At 58.2% G+C, this 18739-nt stretch carries 18 protein-coding genes; 3 read left to right on the top strand and 15 right to left on the bottom strand.

Features of this window, described 5'->3' with window-relative positions; translation table 11 throughout:
* Positions 1 to 201: 201 nt before the first annotated feature.
* Positions 202 to 693, bottom strand: a complete 492-nt coding sequence (locus tag AC3Y64_RS05720) for a hypothetical protein (RefSeq protein WP_489986732.1) — start codon at positions 691 to 693, stop codon at positions 202 to 204.
* The gene (locus AC3Y64_RS05715) at positions 660 to 1409 is read right to left on the bottom strand and encodes a winged helix-turn-helix domain-containing protein (protein WP_489986731.1); all 750 of its coding nucleotides are present in this window, start codon (positions 1407 to 1409) and stop codon (positions 660 to 662) included. The genes AC3Y64_RS05720 and AC3Y64_RS05715 overlap by 34 nt, the downstream gene beginning before the upstream one ends.
* 251 nt (positions 1410 to 1660) lie before the next feature.
* On the opposite strand from AC3Y64_RS05715, the gene mutS reads away from it, so the two are divergent.
* A complete protein-coding gene (gene mutS, locus AC3Y64_RS05710) occupies positions 1661 to 4231 on the top strand; it encodes a DNA mismatch repair protein MutS (protein WP_489987928.1) in 2571 nt (856 codons plus the stop codon).
* A 163-nt stretch (positions 4232 to 4394) separates the two neighbouring features.
* Positions 4395 to 4733: a ferredoxin FdxA gene (gene fdxA, locus AC3Y64_RS05705; RefSeq protein ID WP_489986730.1), complete on the top strand. Its 339-nt coding sequence runs from the start codon at positions 4395 to 4397 to the stop codon at positions 4731 to 4733.
* 489 nt (positions 4734 to 5222) lie between these two features.
* Here the strand turns inward: fdxA and rpoS are convergent, their stop codons facing one another.
* From rpoS to AC3Y64_RS05665, 8 genes are all read right to left on the bottom strand, one after another.
* Positions 5223 to 6233, bottom strand: coding sequence for an RNA polymerase sigma factor RpoS (rpoS, locus tag AC3Y64_RS05700; protein WP_122591386.1), 1011 nt, complete (start codon positions 6231 to 6233; stop codon positions 5223 to 5225).
* 106 nt (positions 6234 to 6339) lie between these two features.
* On the bottom strand, positions 6340 to 7209 hold the full coding sequence (locus tag AC3Y64_RS05695) for a peptidoglycan DD-metalloendopeptidase family protein (protein ID WP_489986729.1): 870 nt from the start codon (positions 7207 to 7209) through the stop codon (positions 6340 to 6342).
* Between the two features lie 211 nt (positions 7210 to 7420).
* Complete coding sequence (locus tag AC3Y64_RS05690) at positions 7421 to 8056, bottom strand: protein-L-isoaspartate(D-aspartate) O-methyltransferase (RefSeq protein ID WP_178113750.1); 636 nt, start codon at positions 8054 to 8056, stop codon at positions 7421 to 7423.
* A gap of 41 nt (positions 8057 to 8097) precedes the next feature.
* Positions 8098 to 8847, bottom strand: a complete 750-nt coding sequence (surE, locus tag AC3Y64_RS05685) for a 5'/3'-nucleotidase SurE (RefSeq protein ID WP_158960661.1) — start codon at positions 8845 to 8847, stop codon at positions 8098 to 8100.
* Complete coding sequence (truD, locus tag AC3Y64_RS05680) at positions 8835 to 9893, bottom strand: tRNA pseudouridine(13) synthase TruD (protein ID WP_489986728.1); 1059 nt, start codon at positions 9891 to 9893, stop codon at positions 8835 to 8837. The genes surE and truD overlap by 13 nt, the downstream gene beginning before the upstream one ends.
* Positions 9890 to 10363, bottom strand: coding sequence for a 2-C-methyl-D-erythritol 2,4-cyclodiphosphate synthase (gene ispF, locus AC3Y64_RS05675; protein ID WP_489986727.1), 474 nt, complete (start codon positions 10361 to 10363; stop codon positions 9890 to 9892). The genes truD and ispF overlap by 4 nt, the downstream gene beginning before the upstream one ends.
* A 43-nt stretch (positions 10364 to 10406) precedes the next feature.
* On the bottom strand, positions 10407 to 11258 hold the full coding sequence (gene fghA, locus AC3Y64_RS05670) for an S-formylglutathione hydrolase (RefSeq protein ID WP_489987927.1): 852 nt from the start codon (positions 11256 to 11258) through the stop codon (positions 10407 to 10409).
* 90 nt (positions 11259 to 11348) lie between these two features.
* Positions 11349 to 12461, bottom strand: a complete 1113-nt coding sequence (locus AC3Y64_RS05665) for an S-(hydroxymethyl)glutathione dehydrogenase/class III alcohol dehydrogenase (RefSeq protein ID WP_007908835.1) — start codon at positions 12459 to 12461, stop codon at positions 11349 to 11351.
* Between the two features lie 117 nt (positions 12462 to 12578).
* Between AC3Y64_RS05665 and AC3Y64_RS05660 the strand changes: the two genes are divergently transcribed.
* Positions 12579 to 13475, top strand: a complete 897-nt coding sequence (locus AC3Y64_RS05660) for a LysR substrate-binding domain-containing protein (RefSeq protein WP_489986726.1) — start codon at positions 12579 to 12581, stop codon at positions 13473 to 13475.
* A gap of 144 nt (positions 13476 to 13619) precedes the next feature.
* On the opposite strand, the gene ispD is transcribed toward AC3Y64_RS05660, so the two are convergent.
* The 5 genes from ispD to pyrG all read right to left on the bottom strand — a co-directional run bounded on the left by ispD (position 13620) and on the right by pyrG (position 18702).
* On the bottom strand, positions 13620 to 14327 hold the full coding sequence (gene ispD / locus AC3Y64_RS05655; RefSeq protein WP_489986725.1) for a 2-C-methyl-D-erythritol 4-phosphate cytidylyltransferase: 708 nt from the start codon (positions 14325 to 14327) through the stop codon (positions 13620 to 13622).
* Positions 14324 to 14602: a cell division protein FtsB gene (gene ftsB / locus AC3Y64_RS05650; protein WP_007908838.1), complete on the bottom strand. Its 279-nt coding sequence runs from the start codon at positions 14600 to 14602 to the stop codon at positions 14324 to 14326. The genes ispD and ftsB overlap by 4 nt, the downstream gene beginning before the upstream one ends.
* A gap of 171 nt (positions 14603 to 14773) precedes the next feature.
* A complete protein-coding gene (gene eno / locus AC3Y64_RS05645; RefSeq protein ID WP_007908839.1) occupies positions 14774 to 16063 on the bottom strand; it encodes a phosphopyruvate hydratase in 1290 nt (429 codons plus the stop codon).
* Positions 16064 to 16219: 156 nt separating this feature from the next.
* On the bottom strand, positions 16220 to 17065 hold the full coding sequence (gene kdsA, locus AC3Y64_RS05640; protein WP_007908840.1) for a 3-deoxy-8-phosphooctulonate synthase: 846 nt from the start codon (positions 17063 to 17065) through the stop codon (positions 16220 to 16222).
* A 5-nt stretch (positions 17066 to 17070) separates the two neighbouring features.
* Positions 17071 to 18702 carry a CTP synthase gene (gene pyrG, locus AC3Y64_RS05635; RefSeq protein WP_158960646.1) on the bottom strand — a complete coding sequence of 544 codons (1632 nt, stop codon included), beginning with the start codon at positions 18700 to 18702 and terminating at the stop codon, positions 17071 to 17073.
* Positions 18703 to 18739: the final 37 nt, after the last annotated feature.

Below are 18739 nucleotides of genomic sequence, written 5' to 3'. Positions count from 1 at the left end.
CGATAAGCCCCCTTGATAACCCAACCGTCATTACATTCTTCAAGACAATAAAAACAGCCTGCTGTGCTGGCTCTTCGGCACAGTCGCAGAGGCTGTTGGCTTGACGTGAATCACATTAACAACGCAGGGTCGTCGAGGCCTTACTGGCGTCTTACTCAGTCTTACTCATTCGCTCCAAGGCCTTGCACCCTTGGGTTTTCGCTAGCGCGGGACGTGGCAGACGCCATTGATGAGATTGTTGATGTTGTAGTAATACTCGGTATCAGAGAAGTAGTTGAAGGTGACCATACCGCCTTGGAAACCTCCTTCCATAAACGGCAGTTCATCTCCTGCCGTGTCGGAATCAAACTTCACAATGGATCGCGTCTTGAACAGAAACCTGGAAGTATCGAGATGAGTGAGGGCAATGTCGAACTTGCGGTCATAGGTAAAGACTTTACCCTCGGGCGCTTTAACCACGTAGTACACATAGAGAGCGCCTTCTTTCGGATCGATCGTCATATCACCGACGCCATGCCAACGAACTTTGTGGTCATGGGTATGTACAAAGTCGATGGAGGCGAAACACGGTGCACGCGGAATATCGCGATTGATCGAATAAAAATAGCTGATGATCAATGCGCCGAAAATCAATACCGAAGAAACGGCCGACAGCGCGATTATTTTTTTCCAACGAGCTGGTAGTTCACGCATATGGCCTCCCCTTTACTTTCAGGCTTGACGCACTTGATCAATAATTGGGAGAGCGGCTTCCGCACATAGTAATTGGTATCGGACAAAACAATGGGCGGTTCGAACTCGCTGAGAGCTTTCAGTATTTCGTCCTTCGACATCCTTTCACTTTCTTCCACATATAACTTGGCCTCGCCTTCCTGCCAGATGAGTTTCCACTCTTCCAGGTCGGCGGGTTTCTTGAAGATCAAGTAAGCGTAAAACAGCGGAAAAACAATCGCGGGTACAACGACTGCGGGCCACAGATAGCGCCAGTAGCGGCGCAACGGCTTCGTCACGGGGATGAACGCCTGCTCGTCAGGCATTAACATCGCCGTCTCGGACTCAGGCTTCGTAACTTCTGCGCTGACCAACCGAATCTCACACAGCAACACCACGCCGCGGCGCGGCAAAGTCTTGAGGCTGTCCCTTGGCAAACCCACGTCGGCGAAATGTGCGCGAAGCATGTGCAGGGTTTTGTAGTAACTGCTGTCGGAAATCACCAGCCCGCGCTCGCCCCACACCCGCGAGATCAGTTGTTCCTTATCGGTCACGCCGGCGATCAATGCCAGTAACAGATCACTTTCATTGCTGCCCAGACAGGCTGATCGTCCTGCCCGACTGAGGGTCATTTTTTCCGCATCGTAGAAACAATCGCTCGAAGATGCTCCTGATCCGATGCCCTCTGACTGTTCCAAACTGTGTCCTCAACTGACCTGCAATCGACGAATTCCGAACATTCGATAGCTTTTCGGCACTATAGGACACAATGCCCCCCCGAGCGGCGGCGCGTTGCTGCATCCACCTCAAAAAAACTTCATACTCGGCCCCACTGAATCAACCCACGGGTCGCATCGCTGGCAAACAACCGCCATTTTGAAGATGTGAATGCCCCCGTTTTTGCCTTGTCACTCATTCCGGTAAAGCTAAACCCCTGATGAATAAAGCTATTTCAGACCTGTCCTCCCACACTCCGATGATGCAGCAGTACTGGCGCCTGAAGAATCAGCACCCGGATCAGCTGATGTTCTACCGCATGGGCGACTTCTACGAGATCTTCTATGAAGACGCGAAGAAGGCTGCCAAGTTGCTCGACATCACCCTGACCGCGCGCGGGCAGTCGGCGGGGCAGGCGATTCCGATGTGTGGGATTCCTTACCACGCGGCGGAAGGCTATCTGGCGAAACTGGTCAAGCTCGGCGAGTCGGTGGTGATCTGCGAGCAGGTCGGCGACCCGGCGACCAGCAAAGGTCCGGTCGAACGTCAGGTGGTGCGTATTCTCACGCCGGGGACAGTCAGTGACGAGGCGCTGCTCGATGAGCGCCGCGACAACCTGATTGCTGCACTGTTGGGTGACGAGCGCTTGTTCGGCCTGGCCGTTCTGGACATCACCAGCGGCAGCTTCAGCGTGTCGGAAATCAAGGGCTGGGAAAATCTGCTGGCGGAACTGGAGCGGATCAATCCGGTTGAGTTGCTGATCCCGGATGACTGGCCACGTGATCTGCCGGCGGAAAAACGCCGTGGCGTCAGCCGTCGCGCGCCGTGGGATTTCGAGCGTGACTCCGCGCTGAAAAGCCTTTGCCAGCAATTCTCGACCCAAGACCTGAAAGGCTTTGGTTGCGAGAACCTGACCCTGGCCATCGGCGCTGCGGGCTGCCTGCTGGCCTACGCCAAGGAAACCCAGCGCACCGCCCTGCCGCATTTGCGCAGCCTGCGCCACGAGCGTCTCGACGACACCGTGGTTCTGGATGGCGCTAGCCGCCGCAATCTTGAACTCGACACTAACCTGGCCGGTGGCCGCGACAACACCCTGCAATCGGTGGTCGATCGCTGCCAGACCGCCATGGGCAGCCGTTTGCTGACCCGATGGCTCAACCGTCCATTGCGCGACTTGACGGTGTTGCTGGCGCGCCAGACCTCGATCACTTGCCTGCTTGATCGCTACCGCTTCGAAAAGCTGCAACCGCAGCTCAAGGAAATTGGTGACATCGAGCGGATCCTCGCGCGAATCGGCCTGCGCAATGCGCGTCCCCGTGACCTCGCCCGCCTGCGCGACGCGCTCGGCGCCCTGCCCGAATTGCAAGTGGCGATGACCGATCTGGAAGCACCGCACCTGCAAGCTCTGGCGACCACCACCAGCACTTACCCGGAACTGGCGGCATTGCTGGAAAAAGCCATTATCGATAACCCGCCCGCGGTGATCCGTGACGGCGGCGTGCTCAAAACCGGTTACGACAGTGAACTCGACGAGCTGCAATCGCTGAGCGAAAACGCCGGCCAGTTTCTCATCGATCTGGAAGCACGGGAAAAGGCGCGTACCGGCCTAAGCCACTTGAAGGTCGGCTACAACCGCATTCACGGCTACTTCATCGAACTGCCGAGCAAGCAGGCCGAGTCGGCGCCAGCGGATTACATTCGCCGGCAAACCCTAAAAGGCGCCGAGCGTTTCATTACGCCGGAGCTGAAAGAGTTCGAAGACAAGGCGCTGTCGGCCAAGAGCCGCGCGCTCGCCCGGGAAAAAATGCTTTACGAAGCGCTGCTGGAAGATCTGATCAGCCAGCTCCCGCCATTGCAGGACACCGCCGGTGCGTTGGCCGAACTCGACGTACTGAGCAATCTCGCCGAGCGTGCGCTGAATCTTGATCTGAATTGCCCGCGTTTCGTCAGCGAGCCGTGCATGCGCATCACTCAGGGCCGTCACCCGGTGGTCGAGCAAGTGCTGACCACGCCGTTCGTGGCCAACGACCTGGGCCTGGATGACAACACGCGCATGTTGGTGATCACCGGCCCGAACATGGGCGGTAAGTCCACCTACATGCGCCAAACCGCGTTGATCGTGCTGTTGGCGCACATCGGCAGCTTCGTGCCGGCGGCCAGTTGCGAACTGTCGCTGGTGGATCGCATCTTCACCCGGATCGGCTCCAGCGATGACTTGGCCGGCGGCCGCTCGACCTTCATGGTCGAAATGAGCGAAACCGCCAACATCCTGCACAACGCGACCGAGCGCAGCCTGGTGCTGATGGACGAAGTCGGTCGCGGCACCAGCACCTTCGACGGCCTGTCGCTGGCGTGGGCAGCGGCCGAGCGTCTGGCACAGCTGCGCGCCTATACTTTGTTTGCCACGCACTATTTCGAGCTGACGGTATTGCCGGAAGCCGAACCGCTGGTGGCCAACGTGCACCTCAATGCGACCGAGCACAACGAACGCATCGTGTTCTTGCATCACGTGCTGCCGGGGCCGGCGAGCCAAAGCTACGGCTTGGCCGTGGCACAATTGGCAGGCGTGCCCAGCGAAGTGATCGTGCGCGCCCGCGAGCACTTGAGCCGACTGGAAGACACGGCTTTGCCCCACGAGACAGCTAAACCCGCCGTCAAGGGCAAGCCGTCGACGCCGCAGCAAAGCGACATGTTCGCCAGCCTGCCGCATCCGGTGCTGGACGAGCTGGCGAAAGTCGATCTGGATGACATGACCCCACGCCGAGCGCTCGAAATGCTCTATGCACTGAAGAACCGGATATAAGCACTGAAGAAGCGGATATAACGCAAACCGCTTCAAGCTGTTAGAATCTCGCGCGGTTTGGGATGCTGCTGGCTAATAGCCTGGCCAGCAGGTATCGCTCCCGAACCTGGCGACCCCAACCGTGAAGGGGCAACGCTGCCGCCGCCTGAGGAGAAAATTAGAAATGACCTTCGTCGTCACCGACAACTGCATCAAGTGCAAGTACACCGACTGCGTAGAAGTCTGTCCGGTGGACTGCTTTTACGAAGGCCCGAACTTCCTGGTGATTCACCCGGATGAGTGCATCGACTGCGCCCTGTGCGAACCAGAATGCCCGGCCGTGGCCATTTTCTCCGAGGACGAAGTCCCAGAGGACATGCAGGAATTCATTCAGCTGAACGTTGATCTTGCAGAAATCTGGCCGAACATCACCGAGAAGAAAGATTCGTTGCCTGACGCTGAAGCATTCGACCGCGTTATCAACAAGTCTGTCGGCAGCAAGCTTAAAGACCTCGAACGCTGATCTGTTGCGCGCGGGATAAAAAGGCCCCTTGCGGGCCTTTTTGCTTTTCTGCGTTTTACTTTTCTACAGGCAAAAAAAGGGGCGGTATGACCCGCCCACATTTTTTCCCTATTCCCTGTATTCCTTTTCATCATCCTGATGAATCGCATCCTGCGATGTCCGTTCCCCTCTTCCTTGAAGGGCGTGTCTGTCCGTCGACACAACCCGGATACTAGAGAGTTCCCTGACAAGAGCAATCGCTCCTCCCCGCTGAAACGGGCCGTAATATGCCTTTCACATTAAAAAATAAGCATGAAATTCAACAAGTTAATTACTTAGCTTGAACATGATCGTCGTCTTCCGCAGTGTAAAAATAACGAACACTTACGAAACAGTAAGCAAAGGCTTACAGCGAATGACTACATCAGTCTCGATCAGACCAATGGCTTTCCCGGAAAACAAAAAGCCCCGAACCAGTCGGGGCTTTTTGCGGGCGGTCGTTTGAGGCGCTTACTGGAACAGCGATTCGCTCGACAGGCCATTCTTCTCCAGAATTTCACGAAGGCGCTTGAGGCCTTCCACCTGGATCTGCCGCACCCGCTCGCGAGTCAGGCCGATCTCCAGGCCTACGTCTTCCAGCGTGCTGCTTTCGTGACCGCGCAGGCCGAAGCGGCGTACTACCACCTCGCGCTGCTTGTCAGTCAGCTCCGACAGCCATTGATCGATGCTCTGCGACAGGTCGTCATCCTGCAGCAGTTCGCATGGATCGGTCGGACGATCATCGGTGAGGGTGTCCAGCAGGGTTTTATCCGAATCCGGACCCAGCGAGACGTCGACCGAAGAAACCCGTTCGTTCAGGCCCAGCATGCGCTTGACCTCACCCACCGGTTTTTCCAGCAGGTTGGCGATTTCTTCGGGTGAAGGTTCGTGATCGAGCTTCTGTGTCAGCTCACGTGCAGCCCGCAGGTACACGTTGAGCTCCTTGACCACATGAATCGGCAGCCGGATGGTCCGGGTCTGATTCATGATCGCGCGCTCGATGGTCTGACGAATCCACCAGGTCGCGTAGGTCGAGAAGCGGAAGCCGCGCTCGGGATCGAACTTCTCAACCGCGCGGATCAGTCCGAGGTTGCCCTCTTCGATCAGATCCAGCAGCGACAGCCCCCGATTGACGTAACGCCGGGCGATTTTCACCACCAGTCGAAGGTTACTTTCAATCATGCGCTTGCGCCCGGCCGGATCGCCACTTTGCGACAGTCGCGCAAAATGAACTTCTTCCTCCGGGGAGAGCAATGGGGAAAAGCCGATTTCGTTGAGATACAACTGCGTGGCATCGAGTGCCCGCGTGTAGTCGATGTACTTATGCTGTTTAAGTGAAGCGGAGTGTTTGGATTTGGAACGAACGGAAGGTGGAGCAGCCCCTTCATCATTCGACATCGAAGAATCCGAATCGATGCCGGTCTCCATAAGGAGAACCTCATCGTCGATGTCAAACTCCGGCACTTCTTTACTGAGAGCCATTGTTATAGTCCTTTGGTGAGTTCGACCCCAAGCTCAAGCGACGCCTTTATCCTTGGCAGCGCTGGAGCCTGTCCCCTCTACGCGATGGAACAGGCTGACTTACAAATCAACGTCTTGGCAGGAACTGCAGCGGATCTACAGGTTTACCTTGGCGGCGAATCTCAAAATGCAGTTTCACCCGGTCTGTACCCGTTGACCCCATTTCGGCAATTGTCTGTCCGACCTTGACCTGCTGTCCCTCCCGAACCAACAGCCTGCGGTTATGTCCGTAAGCACTGACGTAGGTTTCGCTGTGTTTGATGATGACTAATTCGCCGTAGCCCCTTAAGCCACTCCCGGCGTAAACCACCGTCCCATCAGACGCAGCTAAAACAGGCTGTCCCAAATCTCCGGCGATATCAATTCCTTTATTCAAACTACCGTTTGAAGAGAATTTTCCAATCAGAATGCCATTAGATGGCCATCCCCAGCCGGTCGGGGCCGGGCCTGCAGGAGGCATCGGAGCAGGCGTTGATTTGTTGCCGACGGACGGTGCAACCCCTGTAGAACCGGTGGTTGTCGTGGTCGTCGTGCCATTTGCCTGGCGCCGGATTACCGTGGTTTTACTCGAGGAAGATGGCGAAGAACTGCTGTTGCTAACCACCGCAGTCGGCGTTGAACCGGTACGGCCATCAAAGCGAATTGTCTGACCCGGATGGATCGTATACGGCGTAGGAATATTGTTCCGGGCAGCGAGGGCTTTGTAGTCCCAGCCGTAGCGAAATGCGATCGAAAACATCGTATCGCCCGGACGGACTACATACTGCCCGGTCGTCACGGTAGGACGTTGTGCAACCGTGTTGTTGCGATCGACCACGCGCACGTTGTTCGATTTGGTGCTGGAGCAACCCACCAGCAAGGTGCTCAAGACAAGGCCAGTCACCAGGCGCTGAAAGCTTGTGTTACCCATACGCTGCGCAATGACTGTGAGACTCACCCGCCGCTCCCTTTGTGGTGGCTGAAAAATTTGGAATGCCGGATTCCGGCATGAAGTGTCGCAAGTATAACGGGCCGAATCGGCTTTACCCTTAATGAAGCGAAATCGCTTCGCGCACACGTTTGCAAGCTGACAATCTGCGCGTTTAAACCATCGTTGCCCGAGTAAGACATGGGCGAACGAAAGGAATTCAGCGCCTGCCAATAAATGCTCAGGCCAGTGGCCCGTTGAGCAAAGGCACGAATCGAACAGCACCTAGTACATGTCGCGAAAAGCCGTTTTCTTCGCGCACGATCAGCAGCAGTTGCTGCACTTCTCCCGAGCCGACCGGAATCACCATGCGTCCACCGGGTGCCAGTTGATCGAGCAATGCCTGGGGTACGTCGGTCGCCACGGCTGTCACGATAATGCCGTTATACGGTGCCAGCGCCGGCCAGCCTTCCCAGCCATCGCCCCAGCGGAACACCACGTTGCGCAAATTCAGTTCGACCAGACGTTCCTTGGCCCGGTCCTGCAGCACCTTGATGCGCTCGACCGAAAACACGCGCTCGACCAGTTGCGACAACACGGCAGTCTGATAGCCGGAGCCCGTGCCGATCTCCAGCACTTTATCCAGCGGCCCCGCCTCCAGTAGCAGCTCGCTCATGCGCGCTACCATATAAGGCTGGGAAATGGTCTGGTTGTTGCCGATCGGCAGCGCCGTGTCTTCATAGGCGCGATGGGCCAGCGCTTCGTCGACAAACAGGTGCCGCGGCGTGCGGCGGATGACTTCCAGCACCTTGGCGTTGCAAACACCTTCTTCATACAAGCGCTGGATCAGCCGCTCCCGGGTACGCTGGGAGGTCATGCCGATCCCGCTGCGCAATCTGTCTTCGTGTTCGCGGGACATCAGCGCAGTCCCTCCAGCCAGCCATCGAGGCTTCTGAACGCATCGTTGAAGGTGCGATCAAGCTGCAATGGCGTGATGGACACATAGCCCTGCATCACCGCATGGAAGTCAGTGCCCGGCCCGCCATCTTCGGCATCACCGGCAGCGGCAATCCAGTACCCGGCCTTGCCACGCGGATCGACCACTTTCATCGGCGCCGCCGCCCGGGCCCGGTGGCCGAGTCGGGTCAGCTGAATACCGCGAATGTGGTCGATGGGCAGATTGGGAATGTTCACGTTGAGCACCGTGCGCGGCGGCAGATCGAGCCCGGCATGGGCCTCGACCAGTTTGCGCGCAAAGTAGGCCGCCGTCGGCAGATTATCCACCTGACGCGAGACCAGTGAGAAGGCAAACGACGGACGTTCGAGGAAGCGCCCTTCGAGGGCTGCCGCGACGGTGCCGGAATACAACACGTCATCACCCAGATTGGCGCCGAGGTTGATCCCGGAGACCACCATGTCCGCTTGGCGCTCCAGCAAGCCGTTGAGGCCCAGGTGCACGCAGTCGGTCGGTGTGCCGTTGAGGCTGATGAAGCCGTTGGCCAGGTATTGCGGGTGCAGCGGACGGTCGAGCGTCAGCGAACTGCTGGCGCCGCTCTTGTCCTGTTCCGGGGCGATAACCACGCACTCGGTGTAATCCGCCAGCGCAGCATAAAGCGCGGCAAGACCGGGTGCGGTTACCCCATCGTCGTTAGAAATCAGAATACGCATGGGCTGTCCGTCTGCCCCACCGGCACCAGATCAACGAGTTCGCGCACCAATACAGTGGCGAAGCATCCGGCCGGGAGGACGAATTCCAGTTGCAGAATGTCAGGCTGGGGATAATGCCACGTCAACCCGGCAATGGGCAGTCGCAGGATGCGACGTTCGTGGCTCATGCCGGCGTGAATCAACCAATCGCGCAGCTGCGCCTCACCAGCGGCAATCCGCTGCTCCAGTTCATGGACAGCGCCTGCAGTCGGCGAGTCACCTTCGCCCCACTGCGGGCCGGTCGGATGCAGATCGAGAATCGCCAGGCGCGGGTCGCTGCATTCAGCCTCACCGGCCGGAAAAAAGCTGCGGCTGTCGGTGAAGGCCAGCAGATCGCCGACCTGGGCTTGTTGCCAGGTGCCATCAGCCACACGCGCCGCCAGCACTTTGTTGAACAGATAGCTGCGCGCGGTGGAGAGCAGGCGCGAACGCACATTGCGCTGCTCCGGCAAGGCTTTGCGTGCCGCCCACGAACGCGCATCAACGACGTTGCCGCCGTCATGGCCAAAACGCTGGGCGCCGAAATAATTGGGAATGCCTTGCTTGGCGATCCGTTGCAGACGCTGTTCAATCGCGTCTTTGTCGCCCGCGAACTGGGTCAGGCGCAAGGTAAAACCGTTGGCCGAATGCGCACCGCGTTGCAGCTTGCGCTTGTGGCGCGTGGTCTTGAGGATCTTCAGCGTGTCGTTTTCTGCCGCCGACAGATCAGGGTCAGCCTTGCCCGGCAGTTGCACGCTGAACCACTGACGGGTCAGCGCCTGACGATCCTTGAGACCGGCATAGCTGACAGTGCGCAATGGCACGCCGGCAGCCTTGGCGATGCGCCGGGCCGCTTCTTCAGTGTTCAGGCCACGCTTTTCCACCCAGATCCACAGGTGCTCACCATCGCCACTGAATGGGATGTCGAGCACTTCATCGACCTGGAAGTCTTCAGCGATGGCTTTCAGTACCGCAGTGCCGAGGGCTTCGCCATAGGCACGCGGGCCGAGCAATTGCAGTTCGTTCATGCGCGCAGCAACAAGGCAACGGAGTGCACGGCGATGCCTTCTTCGCGACCGACAAAGCCGAGCTTTTCGGTGGTGGTAGCTTTCACGTTCACTTGATCCAACTCAACTTGAAGATCCGCCGCGATCAGCGCGCGCATCGATTCGATATGCGGGGCCATTTTCGGCGCCTGGGCAACGATGGTGTTGTCGACGTTGCCGACTTTCCAGCCTTTGGCATGGATCAGCGTGACCACATGCCGCAGCAGCGCACGGCTGTCGGCGCCCTTGAATTGCGGGTCGGTGTCCGGGAAGTGCTTGCCGATATCGCCCAGCGCGGCCGCGCCGAGCAAGGCATCGCTCAAGGCGTGCAGCAGGACGTCACCGTCGGAATGAGCGAGCAGCCCGAAGCTGTGTGCAATGCGCACGCCGCCCAGAGTAATGAAATCGCCTTCAGCGAAACGGTGCACATCATAGCCGTGGCCAATACGCATAAAAAAACGCCCCGATTTTTGTCAGGGCGTGATTCTACCTGCATTAACCGCGCAGGGCGCGTGCGTGATGCTGCAAGTGGTCGTCTATGAAGCTTGAGATGAAGAAATAGCTGTGGTCGTAGCCCGGTTGCAGGCGCAACGTCAGCGGATGGCCCGCTTGTTTTGCCGCTTGTTGCAAGGCTTCGGGTTTGAGTTGTTTCTCGAGGAAGTCGTCGCGATCACCTTGATCGACCAGCAGCGGCAGTTTTTCCTCCGCCTCGGCGATCAATGCGCAGGCATCCCACTCCTTCCACTTCGACCGGTCTTCGCCCAGGAAACGGGAAAAAGCTTTTTGCCCCCATGGGCAATCCATCGGATTGTTGATCGGCGAAAACGCCGACACCGATTGATAGCGACCCGGATTGCGCAACGCACAGACCAACGCACCGTGACCACCCATGGAGTGGCCGCTGATGCTGCGTTTGTCCGATGCCGGGAAATGCCCTTCAACCAGTGAAGGCAATTCCTGCACGACATATTCATGCATCCGATAGTGGCGCGACCAAGGTTCCTGCGTGGCATTCAGATAAAACCCGGCACCGAGGCCGAAATCCCACGCGCCATCCGGATCGCCCGGCACATCCGGCCCACGCGGGCTGGTGTCCGGCGCAACGATGATCAAACCCAGTTCGGCGGCCATGCGCATCGCGCCGGCCTTCTGCATAAAGTTCTCGTCGGTGCAGGTCAGGCCTGACAGCCAGTACAGCACCGGCAACTTACCGCCCTGCTCCGCCTGCGGCGGCAGGTACACGGCAAACACCATGTCGCAACCGAGCACGTCGGAGCGATGGCGATAACGCTTGTGCCAGCCACCGAAACTCTTCTGACAGGAGATGTTTTCCAGACTCATGGGGATTCTCCCAGCTGCAAGCAGCAAGCTCCGAGCTTCAAGAACAGGCAAAAGCGCAGTTACTTGTAGCTTGAAGCTTGTAACTTGCCGCTGCTTTTAGAAATGAATGACGGTACGGATGCTCTTGCCTTCGTGCATCAGGTCGAACGCCTTGTTGATATCTTCCAGACCCATGGTGTGGGTGATGAAAGTATCCAGCGGGATCTCGCCGCTCTGAGCCATGTCGACGTAGCTTGGCAATTCGGTACGGCCGCGCACGCCGCCGAACGCCGAACCGCGCCAGACGCGACCGGTGACCAACTGGAACGGACGGGTAGCGATTTCCTGACCGGCACCGGCCACACCGATGATCACGGATTCGCCCCAACCTTTATGGCAGCACTCAAGCGCTGCACGCATCAGTTGCACATTGCCGATGCACTCGAAGGAGAAGTCAACGCCGCCATCGGTCATGTCGACGATCACTTCCTGGATCGGACGATCGAAATCTTTCGGGTTCACGCAGTCAGTGGCGCCGAGTTGTTTGGCGATCTCGAATTTGGCCGGGTTGATGTCGATGGCGATGATGCGCGCAGCCTTGGCTTTCACCGCGCCGATTACCGCCGACAGACCGATGCCGCCCAGACCGAAAATGGCCACGGTGTCACCCGGTTTGACCTTGGCCGTGTTGAGCACGGCACCGATACCCGTGGTGACGCCGCAACCCAGCAGGCAAACCTTTTCCAGTGGCGCATCTTTGGAGATCTTGGCCACGGAGATTTCCGGCAGCACAGTGTATTCCGAGAACGTCGAAGTACCCATGTAGTGGAAAATCGTTTCGCCCTTGTAGGAAAAACGCGAAGTGCCGTCCGGCATCAGGCCTTTGCCCTGAGTCGCGCGAATCGCCTGACACAGGTTGGTCTTGCCCGACTTACAGAATTTGCACTGGCCACATTCCGGGGTGTACAGCGGAATGACGTGGTCGCCCACGGCAACCGAGGTCACGCCCTCGCCGATGGCTTCAACGATGGCGCCACCCTCGTGACCGAGGATCGACGGGAAAATGCCTTCCGGGTCAGCGCCGGACAGGGTGTAGGCGTCGGTGTGGCAAACACCGGAAGCGACGACACGCAGGAGAACTTCACCGGCCTTGGGCATGGCGACATCGACTTCTACGATTTCCAGCGGCTTTTTGGCCTCGAAGGCTACGGCGGCGCGCGACTTGATCATGCTGACTCTCCAGTGAATCCATTGAAATAAAAAAGCAGACAAGGAGTGTAATACATGGCTCTACGATGAATAATCAGGACAAAAGCAAAACATTATTGCCATACAGGGATAGTCCCAATGTCCGAAAATCGCTGGGAAGGCATCGACGAGTTCGTCGCCGTTGCCGAGTGCAGCCAGTTCACCGCTGCAGCCGAGCGTCTTGGCGTCTCTTCCTCACACGTCAGTCGACAAATCGTACGGCTGGAGGAGCGCTTGCAGACGCGCCTGCTTTATCGCAGTACTCGCCGAGTAACGCTGACCGAGGCTGGCCAGACGTTCCTCCAGCATTGCCAACGTTTGCAGGACGGTCGCGAAGAAGCCTTGCGCGCGGTCGGCGACTTGACCAGCGAGCCGAAAGGCATGCTGCGCATGACCTGCGCAGTGGCCTATGGCGAACGCTTCATCGTGCCGCTGGTGACGCGGTTCATGGGTTTGTACCCGCAACTGCGCATCGATATCGAGCTGAGCAATCGCCAACTCGATCTGGTGCATGAGGGGCTGGATCTGGCGATTCGCTTGGGTCGGCTGCAGGACTCGCGCCTGGTCGCGACGCGGCTGGCGCCTCGTCGGATGTTTCTCTGCGCGTCACCGTCCTACATCGAGCGGTATGGACGCCCACACAGTTTGTCGGAACTGACCCGGCATAATTGCCTGATCGGTAGTACGGACATCTGGCAGCTTGAGCAGAATGGGCGGGAATTTTCCCAGCGGGTTCAGGGAAATTGGCGTTGCAACAGTGGGCAAGCGGTACTGGACGCGGCGCTTCAGGGAGTAGGGTTGTGTCAGTTGCCGGATTATTACGTGCTGGAACATTTGCACAGTTGCGCGTTGATTTCGCTGCTGGAGGCGCATCAGCCACCGAATACGGCGGTGTGGGCGCTGTATCCGCAGCAACGGCATTTGTCGCCGAAGGTGCGCAAGTTGGTGGATTTTTTGAAGGAGGGGTTGGCTGAACGGCCGGAATATCGAAGCTAAGTTATGCGGTGCCTTAGCAGACGCTATCGCTAGCAGGGCTAGCTCCCACAGGAATCGACGGAGAATGCAAATTTGGGGTCAGGCGCAGATTAAAATGTGGGAGCGAGCTTGCTCGCGAAGGCTGCGGACGAGGCACCACAGCCTTCAGCGGCGATTAGCCCAACGCTGACGCAGCCACTCCAGATCTTCCGGCCGCGTAACTTTGAGGTTATCCGCGCGCCCTTCGATCAGTCGCGGCTTCAGCCCGGCCCACTCCATCGCCGAAGCTTCATCGGTGATCACGGCATCGGCGACCAGACTGTCCGCCAACGCCCGGTGCAACGCACCGAGGCGGAACATCTGCGGCGTATAAGCCTGCCAGATCACACTGCGATCAACGGTTTCGACCACACGACCGTGCTTGTCAACACGCTTCAACGTGTCGCGCGCAGGCACCGCGAGCAATCCGCCGACCGGGTCATCCGCCAGTTCATCGAGCAATTTATCGAGATCTTCGCGACTCAGATTCGGTCGTGCCGCATCGTGCACCAGCACCCAATCTTCATCATCGGCGCCCTGCGAATGCAGATGCAGCAAGGCATTGAGCACCGAGCCAGAACGCTCGGCTCCACCTTCAACGCGCTGAATTCGCGAGTCGCCAGCGCACGCCAGGTTCGGCCAGTACGGATCATCAACAGCAAGACTGACCACCAACCCTTTGAGGCTTGGGTGATCGAGGAAACAGCCGAGGCTGTGTTCGAGAATTGTGCGCCCACCCAGTTGCAAGTATTGCTTGGGACGGTCCGCGGCCATTCGGGCACCGACGCCCGCGGCAGGAATCACGGCCCAGAAGGCCGGCAGGGAATTGATCATTGGGCCAACTGGTAAAGGGTTTCGCCGTCCTTGACCATGCCCAGTTCGTGACGAGCCCGCTCTTCAACGGTCTCCATGCCCTTTTTCAACTCGCTGACTTCAGCGTCCATCACTCGGTTGCGCTCCAGCAAACCTTCGTTCTCGGCATGTTGATCAGCAATCTGCTGATTCAGCTCGGCGACCTGCGCCAGACTGCCATTGCCCACCCACAGGCGGTACTGCAGACCGGCCAGCAGCAAGAGCAAAACGAGAAACAACCAGTAAGGACTGCGCATCGAATATCAGGTATCCAGTGAAAAAAGACAGCCACGCCAAAAATTTGAAGCATCTGATAGCACGAAGCCTGGAAGATCCAGGCTTGTGCTGTTAAGGCATCAGATTAGTGGCAAATCCATCGCTGTCACGACTTTTCCGACACAATCCGGTGTCTTTTTACCATTTACAACTTAGCCGCGGAACTCAGAGCGACCGTTGTACTTGGCCTTGCCATTCAACTGCTCTTCAATACGCAGCAGTTGGTTGTACTTGGAAACGCGGTCGGAACGGCACAGCGAACCGGTCTTGATCTGGCCAGCCGAGGTGCCCACAGCCAGGTCGGCGATGGTCGAATCTTCGGTTTCGCCGGAACGGTGCGAGATCACTGCGGTGTAACCGGCGGCCTTGGCCATCTGGATGGCTTCCAGGGTTTCGGTCAGGGTGCCGATCTGGTTGAACTTGATCAGGATCGAGTTGGCGATGTTTTTATCGATGCCCTCTTTCAGGATCTTGGTGTTGGTCACGAACAGGTCGTCGCCCACCAGTTGAACCTTCTCGCCGATCTTGTCGGTGAGGATCTTCCAGCCAGCCCAGTCGGACTCGTCCAGACCGTCTTCGATCGAGATGATCGGATAACGTTCGGTCAGACCTTTGAGGTAGTCAGCGAAACCTTCAGCGGTGAACACCTGGCCTTCGCCGGACAGGTTGTACTTGCCGTCTTCGTAGAATTCGCTGGCCGCGCAGTCCAGGGCCAGGGTCACGTCGGTGCCCAGCTTGTAACCGGCGTTGGCCACTGCTTCGGAGATCACTTTCAGTGCGTCTTCGTTGGAGGCCAGGTTTGGTGCGAAACCGCCTTCGTCGCCAACGGCGGTGCTCAGGCCACGAGCCTTCAGCACAGCTTTCAAGTGATGGAAAATCTCGGTACCCATGCGCAGACCTTCCGAGAACGACTTGGCGCCAACCGGCTGCACCATGAATTCCTGGATGTCGACGTTGTTATCCGCGTGCTCGCCACCGTTGATGATGTTCATCATTGGTACCGGCATCGAGTAAACACCCGGAGTGCCGTTGAGGTTGGCGATGTGTGCGTACAGCGGCAGGTCCTGGTCCTGCGCAGCAGCCTTGGCCGCAGCCAGGGACACGGCGAGGATGGCGTTGGCGCCCAGGGTTGCTTTGTTTTCGGTACCGTCGAGCTTGATCATCGCGTGATCCAGGGCTTTCTGGTCGCTTGGGTCGGTGCCCAGCAGCAGATCGCGGATCGGACCGTTGATGTTGGCTACCGCTTTGAGCACGCCCTTGCCCAGGTAACGGCTCTTGTCGCCATCACGCAGCTCGAGCGCTTCACGCGAGCCAGTGGATGCACCGGACGGCGCGCACGCGCTGCCGATGATGCCGTTGTCGAGAAGCACATCCGCTTCCACGGTGGGATTGCCACGGGAGTCGAGAACTTCACGACCTTTGATGTCGACGATTTTTGCCATTGTTGTAAACACTCCAAAGTTGACGAAAACGACGCAGCTAGAGGAAATCTTTTTACCGTCGGCAAGTGGTGTGCAGCGGGCAGCTTGCAGACGACAACGCACATGCCCGAGGGCATGTGCGACAAATCGTGCGGTACTTTACCGGAGAATTGAGTGCTACGCGGTTTCTACCGTCGGAAAACTCTTCACCAGTTCGTCCAAAGCTTTGAGCTGGGCCAGGAATGGCTCCAGTTTGTCCAGACGCAAGGCGCAAGGGCCGTCGCATTTGGCATTGTCCGGATCCGGGTGAGCTTCGAGGAACAGACCCGCCAGCGACTGGCTCATGCCCGCCTTGGCCAGATCCAGCACCTGCGCACGGCGACCGCCGGCGGAGTCGGCACGACCACCCGGCATTTGCAGCGCGTGGGTCACGTCGAAGAATACCGGGTACTCGAACTGCTTCATGATGCCGAAGCCGAGCATGTCGACCACGAGGTTGTTGTAGCCGAAGCTCGAACCACGCTCGCAGAGGATCAGTTGATCGTTGCCCGCTTCGACGCACTTGTTCAGGATGTGTTTCATTTCCTGAGGCGCGAGGAACTGGGCTTTCTTGATGTTGATCACTGCATTGGTCTTGGCCATCGCGACGACCAGATCGGTCTGGCGCGACAGGAAGGCCGGCAGTTGAATGATGTCGCAGACCTCAGCGACGACCGCGGCCTGTTCAGGCTCGTGGACGTCGGTGATGATCGGTACGCCGAAGGCTTGTTTGATGTCCTGGAAGATGCGCATGCCTTCTTCCAGGCCAGGACCACGATAAGAGGTCACAGAAGACCGGTTGGCCTTGTCGAAACTGGCCTTGAACACGTAAGGGATACCGAGTTTCTCGGTGACCTTCACGTACTCTTCGCAAACCTGCATGGCCATGTCACGGCTTTCCAGCACGTTCATGCCGCCGAACAGCACCATGGGTTTGTCGTTGGCAATCTCGATGTCGCCGACGCGGATGATCTTCTGTGCCATCGGGGTTACGCCTTCTTCTGGTGTTGAGCCAAAGCTGCTTTGACGAAACCGCTGAACAGCGGATGGCCATCGCGAGGGGTCGAGGTGAACTCAGGGTGGAACTGGCAAGCCACGAACCATGGATGATCCGGTGCTTCAACCACTTCAACCAACGCCGCGTCAGCGGAGCGACCGGAGATTTTCAGGCCGGCTTCGATCAGCTGTGGCAGCAGGTTGTTGTTCACTTCGTAGCGGTGACGATGACGCTCGACGATCACGTCCTTGCCGTAGCAGTCGTGCACCTTGGAACCGGCTTCCAGCAGGCAGTCCTGAGCGCCGAGGCGCATGGTGCCGCCCAGGTCGGACGATTCGGTACGCACTTCAACGGCACCGGTAGCGTCTTCCCACTCGGTGATCAGACCGACAACCGGGTGGCCGCTGGCACGATCGAACTCGGTGGAGTTGGCGTCTTTCCAGCCCATCACGTTACGGGCGAACTCGATGACCGCCACTTGCATACCGAGGCAGATACCCAGGTACGGAACCTTGTTTTCGCGAGCGTACTGAACGGCAGTGATCTTGCCTTCCACGCCGCGCAGACCGAAGCCGCCCGGTACGAGGATCGCGTCGACACCTTCGAGCAGCGCAGTGCCCTGATTTTCGATGTCTTCGGAATCGATGTAACGCAGGTTGACCTTGGTGCGGTTGCTGATGCCGGCGTGACTCATCGCTTCGATCAGCGACTTGTAGGCGTCCAGCAGTTCCATGTACTTGCCGACCATGGCGATGGTCACTTCGTGTTCCGGGTTCAGCTTGGCGTCAACCACCGCTTCCCACTCGGACAGGTCAGCGCTGCCGCATTGCAGGCCGAAACGCTCGACAACGAAATCGTCCAGACCCTGCGAGTGCAGGATGCCCGGGATCTTGTAGATGGTATCGGCGTCTTCCAGCGCGATCACCGCACGTTCTTCAACGTTGGTGAACTGGGCGATCTTGCGACGCGACGAGATGTCGATCGGGTGATCGGAACGGCACACCAGCACGTCTGGCTGCAGGCCGATCGAACGCAGCTCTTTTACCGAGTGCTGAGTTGGCTTGGTCTTGGTCTCGCCAGCGGTGGCGATGTAAGGAACCAGCGTCAGGTGCATCAGCATCGCGCGCTTGGCGCCGACTTCGAAACGCAGTTGACGGATGGCTTCGAGGAACGGTTGCGACTCGATGTCACCGACGGTGCCACCGATTTCGACCATGGCCACGTCAGCGTCGCCAGCACCCTTGATGATGCGGCGCTTGATTTCGTCGGTGATGTGCGGAATCACCTGGATGGTTGCACCCAGGTAGTCACCACGGCGCTCTTTGCGCAGCACGTGTTCGTAGACACGGCCAGTGGTGAAGTTGTTGTTCTGGGTCATGGTCGTGCGGATGAACCGCTCGTAGTGGCCCAGGTCCAGGTCGGTCTCGGCGCCGTCGTGGGTGACGAACACTTCACCGTGCTGGAACGGGCTCATCGTGCCCGGGTCGACGTTGATGTACGGGTCCAGCTTCAGCATGGTGACCTTAAGTCCCCGCGCCTCCAGGATGGCCGCCAATGAAGCCGATGCAATGCCTTTCCCCAAAGAAGAAACAACACCGCCCGTGACGAATATGTAGCGCGTCATGAAAAACCCTAGAAGTCTGCGTTAAAGCGGTACGAGC

It is taken from the genome of Pseudomonas sp. 4CAES_32.4 (assembly GCF_058136335.1).
The sequence above is the reverse complement of the archived record's forward strand: the minus strand, read 5'-3'. Positions and strand labels throughout refer to the sequence as shown.

Excerpts from the sequence above, each read along its gene's own strand:
- truD (WP_489986728.1), bottom strand. The coding sequence starts at position 9,893 with ATGAACGAACTGCAATTGCTCGGCCCGCGTGCCTATGGCGAAGCCCTC.
- AC3Y64_RS05690 (WP_178113750.1), bottom strand. The coding sequence starts at position 8,056 with ATGACCTCCCAGCGTACCCGGGAGCGGCTGATCCAGCGCTTGTATGAA.
- fdxA (WP_489986730.1), top strand. The coding sequence starts at position 4,395 with ATGACCTTCGTCGTCACCGACAACTGCATCAAGTGCAAGTACACCGAC.
- AC3Y64_RS05665 (WP_007908835.1), bottom strand. The coding sequence starts at position 12,461 with ATGATCAAGTCGCGCGCCGCCGTAGCCTTCGAGGCCAAAAAGCCGCTG.
- eno (WP_007908839.1), bottom strand. The coding sequence starts at position 16,063 with ATGGCAAAAATCGTCGACATCAAAGGTCGTGAAGTTCTCGACTCCCGT.
- surE (WP_158960661.1), bottom strand. The coding sequence starts at position 8,847 with ATGCGTATTCTGATTTCTAACGACGATGGGGTAACCGCACCCGGTCTT.
- AC3Y64_RS05720 (WP_489986732.1), bottom strand. The coding sequence starts at position 693 with ATGCGTGAACTACCAGCTCGTTGGAAAAAAATAATCGCGCTGTCGGCC.
- pyrG (WP_158960646.1), bottom strand. The coding sequence starts at position 18,702 with ATGACGCGCTACATATTCGTCACGGGCGGTGTTGTTTCTTCTTTGGGG.
- rpoS (WP_122591386.1), bottom strand. The coding sequence starts at position 6,233 with ATGGCTCTCAGTAAAGAAGTGCCGGAGTTTGACATCGACGATGAGGTT.
- kdsA (WP_007908840.1), bottom strand. The coding sequence starts at position 17,065 with ATGGCACAGAAGATCATCCGCGTCGGCGACATCGAGATTGCCAACGAC.
- AC3Y64_RS05660 (WP_489986726.1), top strand. The coding sequence starts at position 12,579 with ATGTCCGAAAATCGCTGGGAAGGCATCGACGAGTTCGTCGCCGTTGCC.
- ispF (WP_489986727.1), bottom strand. The coding sequence starts at position 10,363 with ATGCGTATTGGCCACGGCTATGATGTGCACCGTTTCGCTGAAGGCGAT.
- ispD (WP_489986725.1), bottom strand. The coding sequence starts at position 14,327 with ATGATCAATTCCCTGCCGGCCTTCTGGGCCGTGATTCCTGCCGCGGGC.
- ftsB (WP_007908838.1), bottom strand. The coding sequence starts at position 14,602 with ATGCGCAGTCCTTACTGGTTGTTTCTCGTTTTGCTCTTGCTGCTGGCC.